17 protein-coding genes are annotated in these 14,597 nt (G+C 41.9%); 7 read left to right on the forward strand and 10 right to left on the reverse strand.

Features of this window, described 5'->3' with window-relative positions:
- Positions 1-2 precede the first annotated feature (2 nt).
- The 4 genes from V1499_RS20400 (at position 3) to V1499_RS20415 (ending at position 3,704) form a co-directional block, all read left to right on the forward strand.
- Positions 3-791, forward strand: coding sequence for an ABC transporter permease (locus V1499_RS20400; RefSeq protein ID WP_409272115.1), 789 nt, complete (start codon positions 3-5; stop codon positions 789-791).
- Between the two features lie 298 nt (positions 792-1,089).
- Positions 1,090-3,165, forward strand: a complete 2,076-nt coding sequence (locus V1499_RS20405; protein WP_409276351.1) for a carbon starvation CstA family protein — start codon at positions 1,090-1,092, stop codon at positions 3,163-3,165.
- Complete coding sequence (locus tag V1499_RS20410; RefSeq protein WP_409272116.1) at positions 3,158-3,361, forward strand: YbdD/YjiX family protein; 204 nt, start codon at positions 3,158-3,160, stop codon at positions 3,359-3,361. Before V1499_RS20405 ends, V1499_RS20410 begins: the two co-directional genes overlap by 8 nt.
- Positions 3,362-3,503: 142 nt before the next feature.
- Entirely contained in the window at positions 3,504-3,704 is a 201-nt protein-coding gene (locus V1499_RS20415; protein ID WP_409272118.1) for a twin-arginine translocase TatA/TatE family subunit, read from the forward strand.
- A 52-nt stretch (positions 3,705-3,756) separates the two neighbouring features.
- On the opposite strand, the gene V1499_RS20420 is transcribed toward V1499_RS20415, so the two are convergent.
- Together V1499_RS20420 and V1499_RS20425 are read right to left on the reverse strand one after the other, a co-directional pair.
- Positions 3,757-4,284 (reverse strand): GNAT family N-acetyltransferase, encoded by a 528-nt coding sequence (locus V1499_RS20420; RefSeq protein WP_409272119.1) that lies wholly within the window; start codon positions 4,282-4,284, stop codon positions 3,757-3,759.
- Positions 4,268-5,092: an aminoglycoside adenylyltransferase domain-containing protein gene (locus tag V1499_RS20425; protein WP_409272121.1), complete on the reverse strand. Its 825-nt coding sequence runs from the start codon at positions 5,090-5,092 to the stop codon at positions 4,268-4,270. The genes V1499_RS20420 and V1499_RS20425 overlap by 17 nt, the downstream gene beginning before the upstream one ends.
- A 135-nt stretch (positions 5,093-5,227) precedes the next feature.
- Here V1499_RS20425 and V1499_RS20430 point away from each other — a divergent pair, with 135 nt between their 5' ends.
- Positions 5,228-5,698, forward strand: coding sequence for a DinB family protein (locus tag V1499_RS20430; RefSeq protein ID WP_409272122.1), 471 nt, complete (start codon positions 5,228-5,230; stop codon positions 5,696-5,698).
- Between the two features lie 42 nt (positions 5,699-5,740).
- Here the strand turns inward: V1499_RS20430 and V1499_RS20435 are convergent, their stop codons facing one another.
- Positions 5,741-6,250 carry a hypothetical protein gene (locus V1499_RS20435; RefSeq protein ID WP_409272123.1) on the reverse strand — a complete coding sequence of 170 codons (510 nt, stop codon included), beginning with the start codon at positions 6,248-6,250 and terminating at the stop codon, positions 5,741-5,743.
- Positions 6,251-6,376: 126 nt separating this feature from the next.
- On the opposite strand from V1499_RS20435, the gene V1499_RS20440 reads away from it, so the two are divergent.
- Positions 6,377-6,892: a hypothetical protein gene (locus tag V1499_RS20440; protein WP_409272124.1), complete on the forward strand. Its 516-nt coding sequence runs from the start codon at positions 6,377-6,379 to the stop codon at positions 6,890-6,892.
- A gap of 137 nt (positions 6,893-7,029) precedes the next feature.
- Here V1499_RS20440 and V1499_RS20445 read toward each other — a convergent pair whose 3' ends face one another.
- Positions 7,030-8,028, reverse strand: a complete 999-nt coding sequence (locus V1499_RS20445; protein WP_409272126.1) for a DoxX family membrane protein — start codon at positions 8,026-8,028, stop codon at positions 7,030-7,032.
- 139 nt (positions 8,029-8,167) lie between these two features.
- On the opposite strand from V1499_RS20445, the gene V1499_RS20450 reads away from it, so the two are divergent.
- Positions 8,168-8,611 (forward strand): cell wall hydrolase, encoded by a 444-nt coding sequence (locus tag V1499_RS20450; protein WP_409272127.1) that lies wholly within the window; start codon positions 8,168-8,170, stop codon positions 8,609-8,611.
- Positions 8,612-8,704: 93 nt separating this feature from the next.
- Here V1499_RS20450 and V1499_RS20455 read toward each other — a convergent pair whose 3' ends face one another.
- The 6 genes from V1499_RS20455 to spxA all read right to left on the reverse strand — a co-directional run bounded on the left by V1499_RS20455 (position 8,705) and on the right by spxA (position 14,495).
- On the reverse strand, positions 8,705-9,904 hold the full coding sequence (locus V1499_RS20455; RefSeq protein WP_409276352.1) for an MFS transporter: 1,200 nt from the start codon (positions 9,902-9,904) through the stop codon (positions 8,705-8,707).
- Positions 9,905-10,195: 291 nt separating this feature from the next.
- Entirely contained in the window at positions 10,196-11,491 is a 1,296-nt protein-coding gene (locus tag V1499_RS20460; protein WP_409272128.1) for a diguanylate cyclase domain-containing protein, read from the reverse strand.
- Positions 11,492-11,622: 131 nt separating this feature from the next.
- A complete protein-coding gene (locus V1499_RS20465; RefSeq protein WP_409272130.1) occupies positions 11,623-12,570 on the reverse strand; it encodes a ring-cleaving dioxygenase in 948 nt (315 codons plus the stop codon).
- A 50-nt stretch (positions 12,571-12,620) separates the two neighbouring features.
- The gene (locus V1499_RS20470; RefSeq protein WP_409272132.1) at positions 12,621-13,568 is read right to left on the reverse strand and encodes a ring-cleaving dioxygenase; all 948 of its coding nucleotides are present in this window, start codon (positions 13,566-13,568) and stop codon (positions 12,621-12,623) included.
- Positions 13,569-13,632: 64 nt separating this feature from the next.
- A complete protein-coding gene (locus V1499_RS20475; protein WP_409272134.1) occupies positions 13,633-14,058 on the reverse strand; it encodes a MarR family winged helix-turn-helix transcriptional regulator in 426 nt (141 codons plus the stop codon).
- Positions 14,059-14,087: 29 nt separating this feature from the next.
- Positions 14,088-14,495 carry a transcriptional regulator SpxA gene (gene spxA / locus V1499_RS20480; RefSeq protein WP_409272136.1) on the reverse strand — a complete coding sequence of 136 codons (408 nt, stop codon included), beginning with the start codon at positions 14,493-14,495 and terminating at the stop codon, positions 14,088-14,090.
- Between the last annotated feature and the right edge of the window lie 102 nt (positions 14,496-14,597).

The following is a 14,597-nucleotide window of genomic DNA, read 5'->3' on the forward strand; positions in this document are numbered from 1 at the left end:
ACATGGAGGCCATTAAGCGTTTTTTTCGGCATAGTTTTTTATCCTATCGGGCATTATTTGGCTGGCTGGATCCGAAGGTGTATGTACTTGTCATGGTATGCATGCCGCTCAGCCAATTGCTTTTTTTCTCCTTTTTAGTGAGGCATGTTTATGACGGCGTTGACCTTGCAGGCTATATAGGAGCAAACGCTTTACTATTGTGTGTAATGAATTCGGTATTCGGAATCACATCTGTCATAACATCAGACCGGAGCATGGGCACGCTGCAGCTAATCATGGCTACTCCGGCGAACAAGCCTGCGATGTTTTTGGCCCGTTCTTTGGCGCATGTGGCAAACGGGATGTTCACCGCATTTATCGGTTTATTATTTGGAATTTTACTTTTTGATATTTCCCTTAGTTTTGAAGCGGCGGGCGCCCTTGCACTCGTTTGGGCTGTCTCCATTTTCTCTGCTTGCGGCCTCGGGTTAATTATCGGAAGCTTCTGTTTGTGGACGCCATCCATGCACCTGCTGACCAATTTATTAGCCAGCATCCTGCTTCTATTAAGCGGGGCTAACTATCCTCAATCGAGCATGCCCCACGCACTGCAATTCATAGCAAACTTCATGCCCTTAACGAGAGGGGTCAAACTGACAAAGGAGATTATGAATGAAGGAAACTTTGATCGAGTCCCTGTCTATGCAGGCCAGGAGTTTTTATTGGGAATCGTTTTTTTCATAATTTGCCTCGTTTGTATTCGTTTAGCAGCTTACCAGGCAAGAGTCAAGGGGACGATGGATTTAAGTTAATTGTATTTAATCGAGAAAGCTGCCTGCCGACGTCTAACGGATTACTTTAATAGTAAACTCGTTAAACCGTAGCAAGCGGCTTTTTTACTTTTCCGAAAAACACCAAAAGTAAATGGCATCTGTCAAGAAACCAGCTTTTTTTGCTTTTTCCACAAATATACTTTTTCTGTTTCGACCTGCTCCTAGTAGAATATCCTAGTATTTTTTCACAAATCGACATATATTTATTTTAAAATTCAGAATTGTGTAATATAATTCATTTTGGATACACACAAAAAAAGAAAAGGTGGGGAGTGTCATTAAAGCATTAAAGTCAATCATTATTTGGGGTTTGGTTTCCGCGTTGGGAGCCGCGGCATTCGGGGTCTTGGCTCTGAATAATGGCGAAACCATCAATGCCATTTGGCTCGTAACGGCCGCCATCTGTGTTTATGCAATCGCTTACCGTTTCTACAGCAAGTTCATCGCTAGGAAAGTTTTCGAGCTGGATGACAACAGGAAAACTCCTGCGGAAGTCAATAATGACGGAAAAGACTATGTTCCGACAAACAAATGGGTTCTGTTCGGGCACCACTTTGCCGCAATCGCCGGTGCCGGCCCGCTCGTCGGGCCAATTCTCGCGGCCCAAATGGGATACCTACCGGGAACACTCTGGATCGTCGTCGGCGTCGTCCTTGCCGGTGCTGTCCAGGACTTCATCATCCTGTTCGGCTCAATGCGACGCAATGGGAAGTCGCTTGGAGAAATGATTAAGGAAGAAATCGGCCCTATTACAGGCATTATCGCCATGGTCGGCATTTTAGGAATTATGATTATATTATTGGCCGTATTGGCATTGGTTGTTGTAAAAGCGCTTATTGGAAGCCCTTGGGGAATGTTTACAATTGCCGCGACCATTCCAATTGCGGTGCTGATGGGATTCTATATGCGCTATATCCGCCCGGGCCGCGTTGGCGAAGCCTCAATCATGGGGGGAATCCTGCTCCTTCTCTCCATTTATGGAGGGCAATATGTATCCCAGCATGCCGAGCTCGCAAAAATGTTTACTTTTTCAGGCGAAGCAATTGCAATCATGATGATTATTTACGGTTTTGTCGCGTCCGTCCTTCCTGTTTGGATGCTTCTGGCGCCACGTGATTATTTAAGTACTTTCTTGAAAATCGGAGTAATTTTTGGACTGGCCCTGGGTATCCTTTTCGTCGCACCAGATCTTCAGATGCCTGGCGTGACGAAGTTCATTGATGGAACCGGCCCGGTATTCGCCGGAAACCTGTTCCCGTTCCTGTTTATCACCATTGCGTGCGGAGCCGTCTCGGGCTTCCACTCCCTGATTTCATCGGGTACAACTCCGAAAATGATCGAACGCGAATCGCACGCCCAGCCTATTGGCTATGGCGCGATGCTGACAGAATCGTTTGTTGCCGTTATGGCAATGATCGCAGCATGCGTACTGACTCCGGGAATTTATTTTGCGATCAACAGCCCTCCCGCTGTTATTGGAACGGACGTGGTCCAGGCAGCAACTGCTGTTTCAAACATGGGATTCACGATCACACCTGACGATTTGACCGGACTTGCCGAAGATGTCGGCGAGCAATCGATCATTTCCCGTACAGGCGGAGCGCCGACCTTGGCCATCGGTATGGCGTTTATTTTCTCGAAGGTCATTGGCGGAAAAGCACTCATGGCATTCTGGTACCACTTCGCCATCCTGTTTGAAGCCCTGTTCATTCTGACGACCATTGACGCCGGGACACGCGTCGGACGCTTCATCATCCAGGATTTGATTGGCAACGTGTACAAACCATTTGCGAAAACAGATGCTTTAATCCCGAACATCATTGCAACAACACTTTGCGTTACATTCTGGGGTTATTTCCTTTACCAAGGTGTTATCGATCCACTTGGCGGGATTAATACGCTATGGCCGCTATTTGGCATCGCGAACCAAATGCTTGCCGCCATCGCCCTGCTTCTCGGGACGACAGTCCTTTTCAAAATGGGCAAAAAAGCGTATGTATGGGTTACCCTTATCCCGACGACATGGATTTTAATTGTTACCATGACCGCCGGCTGGCAAAAGCTGTTCCACGAGAATCCAAAAATCGGCTTCCTTTCCCACGCCAAGGTATTTAGCCAGGCTTTGGATGAAGGGAAGGTTTTGGCCCCAGCTGCAAACGTGGCACAAATGAGGCAGATAATTTTTAACGACTATATTGACGCGGCCCTTTGCGCATTCTTCATGATAGTCGTGATTGCGGTTCTGATCTCGGCGCTAAGGATTTGGGTTAAGGTGTTTAAAAACCAGAAGCTGGAATTGCATGAATCACCTTATATTCCACGTGGGGATGGAGACCTGAAACATTATGCTTAATAAACTGAAAGACATGCTCGCATACCGGAAACAATTCATTTCGCTGCTCGTAGGGGTCCCGAGTTATGAGAGATATGTTGAACATATGACAGCCCATCATCCAGACCAGCCTGTAAAGACAAGAAAGGAATTCTTTTGCGAAGCACAGGACGCCCGCTACAACGCCAAGGGCGGGAAAGTATCCAGGTGCTGCTAGAAAAAATAGAACCCGTATCCTGATTCTCACTGGATACGGGTTTTTCGATGAGTTAACAAAAGCGTCTGTACTAGTCCTCATTTTTAGAAAAGAGTATACTGGTCTTGAATGACTGGATACAATTCAACCAGGAGATGAGACAATGCTTTCAAATATCGGTGTACCAGGAATGATACTAATACTAGTTGTGGCGCTAATCGTGTTCGGCCCGAATAAATTGCCTGAAATCGGCCGCGCAGTTGGACGGTCAATCCGAGAGTTTAAACGAGCCTCCGAAGGGCTGACGGATGAGATCAAGAAGGAAATCAACAAAGGCGACGATGAGGGAAAAACGAAAAAATAGAGTAAAAAAAGGAACAGTACCCGCTGTTTTGATGGGATACCGTGCCTTTTTGCTATTTTACTGATTTATACATGAGGATATCATCCGCATACTCATTTTCGGCAAACTTCACGTCATTGACCTTGCGCCCCTCTTCTATGAACCCAAAGCTTTTATACAAAGCAATCGCCCTTTCGTTTGTAGAAAAAACCGCGAGGCTTACCTTTTCTATCAGAGGGTTCTTTTCTGCCCAGTCGAGAAGCGTTTTTAAAAGCAATTTGCCTAGCCCCTTATCCCTGTGCTCCTTGCTGATCATGATTCCAAAAGTGCCCGTATGGGAGACCCTTTTTCGATCGGGTGATTGAAACATGATAAAACCGGCAACCTTCCCGTCCCTTTCAGCTACAAAAAGCGCTTCCCGTTCACTGTTCGAAAGCTTCTTTATCCACTCTTCGTGCTGGTCGATGGTTTGATTGAATTCTTCTGGAGCTGTCATGAGATAGCCGCCCTCAGCAATGACAGCTTTAAGCACCACAAAAGTTCCTTCCGCGTCTGCGATAGTCCCAGCCCGTATCGTATATTTCTCACTTAAACTCTTCATGTAAATCCCCCCGCTTTTTAGACCCAATGATATATTCCGCAAATTCCAGCAGCCTATCAATCCGGTCCTCGTTCGAACCGAAAAGCGCTTCCCCGTTCCCGCTTCGAATAGCGATTGCTTCCCTGATAATAGGGTGCCATTCCTCTGGCAATTGGGCGAGCCCATATTCACCAGCGCCAAGTTTGGAAACGATATCGAATTCATTTAGCGTATAGAATTGGCGCAGCAGCCCAAGCACTGTCCATTCAATTTCACCGCTTATTTCCGCAGTGGAAAAAGCGGACAGCTTCTCCTTTGACTTTTCAAGCCATTCAACCCTTTTCCCCCAATAGGAATCCATATTGTCCAAAACGTATTCGACAAGATCCTTTTCGGTCACTCGTATGTCGAGTTCGGAGTTATTTGGCCCTAAAAGGCTGATTCCTTTTCTCTTTAGGAGCCACCAGGTTACAGGGTTAAAACGATCCTCAAATGAGAGCTGCCCTTCATTGTAAGAAGGATATGGAGCGTTATTAAAAGTGTCTCTGCGGCCGAAATCCTCCCAAACAATATACATGCCATCCATCTCAGGTTTTGGATAGCTGGCGGCAATGGCTTTATGGATTTTCTTAACTATCTGAAGTTCTTCTTCCTCCAGAGGATTTTTTGTCACAGCTACAAAATCAAGGTCACTTGAGTGATCTTCAAAAGCCCCAAGGACGATGGAACCGTGCAGGTAAAAGCCTTCTAGCTTGCCCGGCAGGTGTTTGTGCCATAAATCAATGTATGTTTCACAAACCTTAAATACCAACTCTGGTTCTCTTTTCATACTCGCAGAATCTCTCCTCCTAATCCTTCCCTTATTCATTCGACAAAAAAAGAAAATCCCCTCCACCTTATTCCATATTGAATAATAAAAGGAAAATGGTATTGTAGTTGTATCACGTATTGAGGGGTATGCTGCATGCTGGATATGTTTTTGTACAATTGGCAGGTTAGGGAAGATTGGTTCAAGTGGTGCGAGTCAATTTCACAGGAAGAACTCTGCAAATCCCGGGTTGGCGGAATGGGAAGCATTTTGAAAAATCTGTACCATGTGGTTGATTGCGAACAGCTATGGATCAATCAGCTTCTCGGAAAATCGCCTATGAAAACCGATATTAATTCAATTCACAGCCTTGAAGAAGTCATTGAGTTTTCAAATCTGGTTAGGGACGTTACTGAAAACTTTCTCAAGCTATGGAATTCTGCCAGTGAAGAGAAGCTGCTTATCATTCAAAGCAAAAACGGAAAGACATACAATTTAACACACGGAAAAGTCCTTCGCCACATCATCTCCCATGAAATCCATCATATTGGACAATTGTCCATTTGGTCCCGCGAGCTAGGAATCAAGCCCGTTTCGTCCGATTTGATTATCAGGGATTTCACCTAAAAAAAGGACCCCTTCACTGCAGTGCGAAGAGGCCTGAAAATGTTAGTGCCCGGCATTCCTGGCATTCCTTGCCGCCTTTTGGATAGCATTGACGCCCATAACAACGGCGATCATTTCATATACATTCAGCCCTTTATCCGAACTGGACAGCTGAAAAGCGGCTGCTGAAAAGAACCCGCTGATTTTTTCAAAGCGGCCCGCCTCGTTCCTATTCTCATCATAAAGGATATATAAGTTGGAAAAGGCCTCTGACTCAATCTCGAAAATCCGGCCGTTTTCTGTGCTGTATTCATACCTTTTTGAAAATAAAGCGAACTTGGCCCTTAGATTCCCGACTTCCTGTCCATCCGGACCGGTGACAACCCATCTCCGGCTTAAAAAAGGGAATTTGCCGCTAACGATGATTTCCCCGTCCGTATTAAGGACATCCAATCCTGCGGTGAACATACTCCTCAAATCGACTTCTCCAACCTTTTCCTTAGATCCATTATAAATATCGGTCCGTCCAGCAGAGAAAAAATTATCAGATACATACAAAGTTTGTTTTTCCATTTGGATCACCTCTTGCTGGTATTACGGTTGTTTTAGGAAAAAGTTACAAATTAAAACATTTAAGGTTCTTCATCAAAAAGAGTGATTTAAAATTTGTTGATTAGCGCTTTACAAACGAAATCTTCCTTGACAACTTTTTTGGTATTTGGCCCAATCTTTGTCGCTCATCCAGATTTGAGTGACACCTTTTCGGGCTTTGCGCAATTCTTTGTCGCTCAAACAGATTTGGGTGACACCTTTTCGGCTTTGGCACAAATCTTTGTCACTCATCCAGAATTGAGTGACACCTTTTCGGGCTTTGCGCAATTCTTTGTCGCTCAAACGGATTTGAGTGACACCTTTTCCGATTTGGCGCAATTCTTTGTCGCTCAAACGGATTTGAGTGACACCTTTTCCGATTTGGCGCAATTCTTTGTCGCTCAAACGGATTTGACTGACACCTTGTCCGCCTTGGCGCAATTCTTTGTCGCTCAAACGGATTTGAGTGACACCTTTTCCGATTTGGCGCAATTCTTTGTCGCTCAAATGGATTTGAGTGACACCTTTTCGGCTTTTGCCCAAATCTTTGTCACTCATCCAGATTTGAGTGACACCTTTTCGGATTTGGCACAAATCTTTGTCGCCCAGCTTGATTACCTTTAAATGAAAAACCAGAACTTATGGTGAAGAACCACATTAAAGCACAAACTTCTCTTCATAAAATAAAAACAAGGCCAACCGGCATAATCCGTCTGGCCATACGTCCTTTAGTTTTCGTCTAAAAAACAGCTTTCACAGCCTTAAGCAAACCTATAATAAATCAATAAAAATGTTGAAAGGACAAAGATAAAATTTAAGAAAACGAATACCATTTGGTCCAATCTCGTTTTGTGCATTTTGATTGGCGGTTGATAAAAGGAAACTCCCTCGATAATAAAGATAAGCAGTACAATGTGAATCATCGCATGGCCAACAACTTCCGTGTAGCCAAAAATCATCGTCGTCAGGATAAAAAGGACTGTCACTACTACCGCAAGAATCCGGTTTAATATTCCTACGACTAGTAAATAACCGACTACAAATTCGATAAACGCCGCCAGGACAATAAAAGTATCCGCTGGGAAACCAAAGGTTGGCACGTGGTGATGTTGGATTATTTGAAGCGTCATATTTGGAAACACCCATTTTTCAACCGCCACCCAACACAAGCTCAAACCCGTTCCTAAGTACAAGAACGGGAAACCCCAATTCTCCCACTTGGTTTTTCCGACCAGTAATACGCCAATAATGGCGAGGTAAAAGCCGTAATCCAGCATATGAAACCAGCCGGCGGTCTTTGTCACATTTACGAAAAGGATGAAAAGAACTAATGCGCCTAACTTAGTTGAGATGTGGTGCGGGATAACGAGCAGGATTATGGCAGCCCACATCAATACGGTTTCCCAAGTGTGTTCAATATGGAATTCGGGGGCAAACGACGTTCCGGAAAAAACCTGCAGCAGCAATGCCAGTGCGGTTCCGTACTTTAACAAAGAACGGGAATAAGCTCTACGCTTTTCGAGCCACTGGTCTATTTTTTTCGCTAATGTAAAATCAGTCAGCTTATGCATCACTTGCGACAACACTGCGAGGAGAACCGCGCACAGCAAAGCCACCGTAATAAATATCGGGGAAAGGATATTCTCAATTGACTCTCTCTCCGGCTTCACTTCGGCAAACCATTTAACATGCGCATATGTGAAAAAAGGTAAAAGTACCGCACCTAACAAAATAAAGCCTTGCGCTATTTTTTTCGCCATCAAGAAACACCCTCCTTTGGTATGTCCTATTATTATTCCTCAATCTGGTCGATTTCGAACCTTTATTATTTAACCTGCTTTTTGAAAAAAGGCCTACACCAATATAGGCCTTTTTCATACTATATCTTGGGGTGAAAATATGGCGAGAGTAAAATACAGGGATGCAGATGTTGCCTTAATGGCTAGGATGATGAGAGCGGAAGCTGAGGGTGAAGGAAAACAGGGAATGCTGTATGTGGGAAATGTAATTGTTAACCGCGTCAAAGCAAATTGTTCAGACTTCAGAGATGTAAGAACAGTTCGCCAGGTGATTTTTCAAGTCCAGGGAGGGAATTTTTCATTTGAGGCCGTGCAGAAAGGCAATGTGTTTTATCAACGGGCAAGGGAAGTTGAAAAACGATTGGCAAGGATGAATTTGGATTATTGGAGAAAACAACCGGCGAAATTTGCCCTATGGTACTTCAATCCATACGCTCCGTGCCCTCCAGAGTGGTACGGCCAGCCTTTTTCCGGCCAATTCAAAAACCATTGCTATTATGAACCGACAGGTGAGACATGTGATGAGATTTATACAGGAGGTTGAAGCTTACTCTTTTGGGTAAGCTTTTACCTGTTTTTAGGCATCAATAATGTTTATTATCCAGTTGCCCTTAATCCACCTTGCGTATCGAGCCTATTAAATAGGATTAAATACTCTCTTATACCGGAAGGATAAATTGATTCCTAGTAATATAGTTAAGATTGCTATTGCAAGATCAAAAATAAATACTGACGTTACGCTAAAATGCTTTGTCATCATTCCTGTTATAAATGGAATAACAATAAACGCTAAGCTAGAAGCAACGCTGACATATGCGGTACTCGTGCCTTTTGTATCCGGGAAAAATTCAGCCATAATCGTAACAGCTAATTGAAAAATTCCTGAAGTTGAAAACCCTAGAACGAATGCACAGACCATAATCACTACTTGGTATGGAAGAGCTAACATGGCTAGTAACGTAATAAAAGCTATAGACGGATAAACGATTATGACGGTAATAGGCTTAATTCCCTTTTTAAACAGGATTGCGAGCAGAAGGACTGAAATTAATCCTCCAATGCTATAATAACTTAATAATCCAACTGCCGCCTCCTTACCCAACCCAACTATCTGCTGCCCGTAAGTTGGAAGCCAGGTTTGGATAATCATAAATAAAGCAACTGAACTAAAGGCAATCAAGATGACTCCTATACCTTCTCTCCAGAACACAGGCTTTCTTGAAAACCTCTTTCGTATAGAACTGTAATCCACTGAATAGTAATCATACTTACCCACTATATGCTTTGGGAATATAGCTAATGTAAGGAAAAAACCGTTGATAAGGTAAGCTGCCGCAGGAACAAAAAAGGCATACCCATAAAATAGATTGTTTGAAATAATGAATACCACCAAAATAGGCAAAAGGGTTGCCCCAATGGAGATAAAGGCTTTCAGCAGTACCATGGCGGACCCGGAATTTTTAGGAAAAGCATCAATTAGAGCAGGATATGCCCCTGAATCCATAATTGAATTACAAATTCCCGAAATAATCGCAAAAACGAAAGCAACATGATAGTTTGGTGCAAGAGGAATACCAACTAGAAAAATGACATATAAAAATGATGCAATTACGACAAGGGGCTTTCTCCCTACCTTATCAGAAAGCCTTCCAGAAAAACTTAATGTAACTAATTTACCTATCCCAATAGCAGAAATCAAAAAACTAATTTCCGCACTGCCCGTATTTAATTGTTGAGATAAAAAATTCATATTGGATGCAATAATTACATTGATCATACCTAATAGCAAATAATTCAAATATAAACCCATTGCCATTTTTAGGTATGGATTTTTCATAGTACCCTTATCCAAATTCATATATTTACTTCCCTTTCTATATTCATTGTTCTATGCTTCTTTAAGAAACAAAGCTAACCAGTAGTAAGTTCCGGTTAGCTTTTGTTTAGTTAACTTTAAAGTATCTACTATTAAACAGCTACTGCTGAAAGTTTCTTTGCAGCTTCTTTAACTCTACTCAATCCCTCGGAAAGATATCTCTATTTAACATTTCTCAAACTAAAGGTATACTATAAAATGAAAGCCAACTTAATGATCTTTCCTCTTCATAAAATAGCCAACAGTGAGGGCTTACTGCTCGTTAATACGTGATAAACTATGGAAATGGTACTGGTTTCTTGTTTCTTTGGCTAAGTATAATGCTTCGTCAGCATGTTTAATTAATAATTCACTGCTGGAGCCATCTTTGGGGTATAGGGAGATACCGATACTTGCTGTTGCTTCAATCCTATGGCCACTGATGGTATATTCCTGCTGAAGCGCCTTATATAGCCTCTCTACAATTTTATAAACACTCTTACCATTTTTAACGCCTTTAATTAAAACTACGAATTCATCGCCACCTATCCGGCCAATGATACTATCTTCCCTTAAATTATTTACCATGCGCTGTGAAAACTGTTTAAGGAGCTCATCCCCTGCATCATGGCCTAATAAATCGTTAATTTCTTTAAATTTATCTATATCTAAATAAAATAATGCAAGCTGTTCCTTTATTTTGCTCGCAGATAAAATACCCTGTTCAAGAATCTCCATGAAACTGCGCCTATTTCTAAGTCCGGTCAACGAATCATAATAAGCCAGATTTTCAAGTTCCTTCTCATATTTTTTTCTGACGGTTACATCCCTTAATAGTATCTGCATAACAGCTTCCCCATTATAAATAATCGGTAGGGCTGTAACCTCTGCATAAAACTGTTTATAGTCATAGCGAATAAACCGTTCTACAAAAGTAACAGGTTTGTAAGCCTCAATATCGTCCATCATATTGAAGAGCCTTTGTTCAATATCTTTTTTGTTTTCCGAATAAATAAACTTCCAAATTGATCTGCCAACCATATCATTCGGACTGACTTGCCCTAATAACCTTGTGCCTGCAGGATTAATAAACAAGATTTGGTTCTTATTCCGGACGATAATTGCATCAGGTGAAAATTCTACCAGTTTTCGGTATCGGTCCTCATTTTCCTTCAATTTTCTTTGGATTTCCATTTGTTCAGTAAAGTCCTTATACATCCCCAATGCCAAAATTCCATCTTTATTAATAGCTCTATAGGTTGATAATATATCCAGAATTTCTCCATTTTTAGTTTTTCTTTCTGTAAAACAGTAATTAATATTTTCTCCTCTTCTTAATCTATCAAGAAATTCCTTGTGTTCCTTATTATTCATGCCATGTAGGGGAGGCGGAGGGGTTAATCCTCTAATATCTTCAATTGTCCAACCCAATATTTCAGTAAAAGTTGGATTTGCCTGAAGGATTGCCCCATCATCTCCAATTAAAAAGATTGCATCATTTGTGTTTTTCCATATTAATTCAAACGCCTTACGCCCAATTTTTGATAAATCATCTACTTTTATATCCATACAGCTACCCCTTTGCTGTAAGTCAGAAGTCTAAATCCATGGCCATTCCCTGTAGTTATTCTCTATCATTTCTTCGAATGTAGAAATTTTTTTGAACATGTCCAATTCCTTTTCCTTTTTGAAAATGTGCATCATTTTTTATCTTCCTCCAATACGCGGACCTCTACAGGGGGCAAAATATCCTTCAATTCTCCCCGCTTTGTTTCAAACCAGGGCGGCAGCATCAATTTTCCCCCAAGTTCATCAATTGGTTCATCAACCGCAAAGCCGGGCTGGTCAGTAGCTATTTCAAAAAGGATTCCACCTTCTTCATGGAAATAGATAGCTTTAAAATATTTGCGGTCCCTGATTTCTGTTGGATTGTATCCTTTTTCCTCAAGAAGTGATCTCCACCGGTTATGATCTTCTTCATCACTTGCTCTCCAGGCAATATGGTGAACTGTCCCAGCCCCCATAAGCCCGCGAACCGATGGAGTAAGCTTGATATCAATTGTGTTTCCAAGGTCAGAATCTGCTTCGAATCTTAAGAAACCCTCTTCCTGCCCAATCAATTGGAGTCCCAGTATATTCTCAAGAACATCAGCAGTTTTATTTGGCTGTGCCGAAATCAGGGTCGCTCCGCCAAACCCTTTAACGGCAACATCTGGGTGAATTTCACCAAAGCTCCACTTATTGAATGGCCCCTCGGTTCTTTCTACGAATTCAATTTCAAGCCCATCAGGATCCCGGAAGCTTAAATACCTTTCACCGAATCGAATAGTCGAGTAAGTTTTTATCTTATATTTGTTAAGACGTGCTTCCCAAAAGGCGAGTGAGTCTTTTGGGATGACATAACTTGTTGAGCCAACTTGGCCAGTACCAATACGGCCTTTTAACTGTTTTTCCCACGGAAAGAAGGTGATAACAGTTCCCGGTGCGCCCGATTCATTTCCAAAGTAAAGATGATATACTTCCGGACGGTCGAAATTGATTGTCTTTTTTATAAGCCTCAGTCCAAGTACGCCAGAGTAGAAATCAATCGTTCTTTGTGCATCATTCACCATCGCGGTAATATGATGAATTCCAGCTGTTTGTTGCATACCTGCTTCCTCCTTCAGGTTGAACTCAGTACTGTGCATTGGCGGATCAACTAAAGCTTTTCGTCTAAATTCCTGATTTCGAAAGGAAGGACAGATCTTTCTATCCTATCGCGGTATTGCTCATATCGTTCTGGCAGCATCAATTGCTCCCCCATCGTCTCATAGGATTCGTCATGGGCAAATCCTGGAGGATCTGTTGCTATTTCAAACAATATTTCCCCATGCTCCCTAAAATAAATGGCGTTAAAGTAGTTTCGGTCCTGAACAGGAGTGACCCCAAACCCGTGGCTTTCAACATATTCCTTCCATTCAAGCTGGTCTTGGTCATCGATTGCGCGCCATGCTATGTGGTGGACGGTTCCTACTCCCATTTGTCCGCGGCCAACAGGGGTTAATTTCAAATCAATGATGTTCCCTATATCAGCTGTAGAACGGAAACGGACCATATCGTCTTCCTCCGCAATTCGCTCCAGTCCCATTACTGTTTCCAACAACTCTGCTGTCTTTTTTGGCTGAGCGGAAAGTAAGGTTGCCCCTCCAAAACCTTTAATGGCAACTTGAGGAGTAATATTTCCAATTGACCAAGTGTTAACCTCCCCTTCTTCTCTTTCAACTAGTGCGAGACGCAGGCCATGCGGGTCATCAAATTCTAAATATTGCTCCCCAAAGCGGACCATTTTTATAAATGGTATATTGAACTTCCCTAGCCTTTCTTCCCAAAATCGAAGGCTTCCTTTAGGAACTGCATAGGAAGTGATTCCTACTTGCCCATCTCCTATTCTCCCTTGATATGCACCGACCCATGGAAAAAACGTAATAATTGTTCCCGGCTTTCCGCCCTCATTGCCAAAATAGAGATGATACGTACCCGGATCATCAAAATTCACAGTCTTTTTAACTAACCGCAATCCTAAAACTCCTGCATAAAAATCTGCGTTCTCTTGTGGATGGCCTACAATCGCTGTTATATGGTGTATCCCCATTGTTTTCTTACTCATTTATAGCACTCCTTTTTATTTTTATATTAAGAATCTAGATTTCGAGATATTTTTCAAAAGCACATTACTCAACTTTATTATTTACTTTCTTTAAAAGTTTCAAAAATGTTTCTGCCTCTTCTGGGTCCAGTACTTCAAACAGTCCATCAACCATGTCCAGATAATTTGGCATGATCGTGTCCATGAGGTTAAGTCCTTCATCTGTTAAAGAAACATGTATCGCCCTGCGGTCATTAGGACAAGCACTTCTTTTTAAGAGGCAGCGCTTTTCTAATTTGTCTATTACGTACGTCATCGAACCGCTTGAAATTAAGACATTCTGGCAAATTTGCTGGATTGTCATTGTACCTTTTTGGTATAGCACTTCCAACACTGAAAATTCCGTTACATTTAACTTGCTCTTGAGCATTTGTTCTCTTATTTTTTCATGAATCCCTTTTGCCGTTTTCATTAAAACAATAAACGGCCGATTGGGAAATCTTCTTTCCACTTTACTCAACACCTATCCTATTAATATTTTCAATGCGTATGATCATCAGCGATTTGATGAGGGTCGTCAAAAATGAATGTCCTTAACTTTCGAGGCAAGAAACTGCGTATTTCTTCTTCGTTAAATCCAACGTTCATTCTTTTTTCATCCTTGATAATTGGCCGCCTTAACATAGACGGGTTTTCAGTTAAAATTTGATATAACTCATGCAGTTTAAGTGATTCCAAATCTATGTTAAGATTCCTAAACGTTTTAGAGTTAACCGAAATAATTTCTTCGGTTCCTTCATAAGTTAGGCGGAGGATTTCTTTTATTTCTTCAACCGTCAGCGGTTGCTTCGTAATATTTCTCTCTACGTAATCGATTTGATGATCCTCCAGCCATGCTTTTGCTCTACGGCACGAAGTACAACTTGGAGAAGTATATAAATTCAACATGTGTACCACACTCCTACAATAAAAGTTTATCTCAATTTAAAATATCTCTAATTCAAGATAAATTATATAACTTAATTGGAAATAAGTCAATCATCTAAGAAT

Source organism: Neobacillus oceani, from assembly GCF_046237595.1.
GTDB classification, from domain to species: Bacteria; Bacillota; Bacilli; order Bacillales; family Cytobacillaceae; genus Bacillus_D; species Bacillus_D oceani.

Coding starts and splice junctions, on each gene's coding strand:
- V1499_RS20465 (WP_409272130.1), bottom strand. CDS start 12,570: ATGCAACAAACAGCTGGAATTCATCATATTACCGCGATGGTGAATGAT.
- V1499_RS20450 (WP_409272127.1), top strand. CDS start 8,168: ATGGCGAGAGTAAAATACAGGGATGCAGATGTTGCCTTAATGGCTAGG.
- V1499_RS20415 (WP_409272118.1), top strand. CDS start 3,504: ATGCTTTCAAATATCGGTGTACCAGGAATGATACTAATACTAGTTGTG.
- V1499_RS20435 (WP_409272123.1), bottom strand. CDS start 6,250: ATGGAAAAACAAACTTTGTATGTATCTGATAATTTTTTCTCTGCTGGA.
- V1499_RS20470 (WP_409272132.1), bottom strand. CDS start 13,568: ATGAGTAAGAAAACAATGGGGATACACCATATAACAGCGATTGTAGGC.
- V1499_RS20410 (WP_409272116.1), top strand. CDS start 3,158: ATGCTTAATAAACTGAAAGACATGCTCGCATACCGGAAACAATTCATT.
- V1499_RS20460 (WP_409272128.1), bottom strand. CDS start 11,491: ATGGATATAAAAGTAGATGATTTATCAAAAATTGGGCGTAAGGCGTTT.
- V1499_RS20400 (WP_409272115.1), top strand. CDS start 3: ATGGAGGCCATTAAGCGTTTTTTTCGGCATAGTTTTTTATCCTATCGG.
- V1499_RS20430 (WP_409272122.1), top strand. CDS start 5,228: ATGCTGGATATGTTTTTGTACAATTGGCAGGTTAGGGAAGATTGGTTC.
- V1499_RS20455 (WP_409276352.1), bottom strand. CDS start 9,904: ATGAAAAATCCATACCTAAAAATGGCAATGGGTTTATATTTGAATTAT.
- V1499_RS20425 (WP_409272121.1), bottom strand. CDS start 5,092: ATGAAAAGAGAACCAGAGTTGGTATTTAAGGTTTGTGAAACATACATT.
- spxA (WP_409272136.1), bottom strand. CDS start 14,495: ATGTTGAATTTATATACTTCTCCAAGTTGTACTTCGTGCCGTAGAGCA.
- V1499_RS20445 (WP_409272126.1), bottom strand. CDS start 8,028: ATGGCGAAAAAAATAGCGCAAGGCTTTATTTTGTTAGGTGCGGTACTT.
- V1499_RS20420 (WP_409272119.1), bottom strand. CDS start 4,284: ATGAAGAGTTTAAGTGAGAAATATACGATACGGGCTGGGACTATCGCA.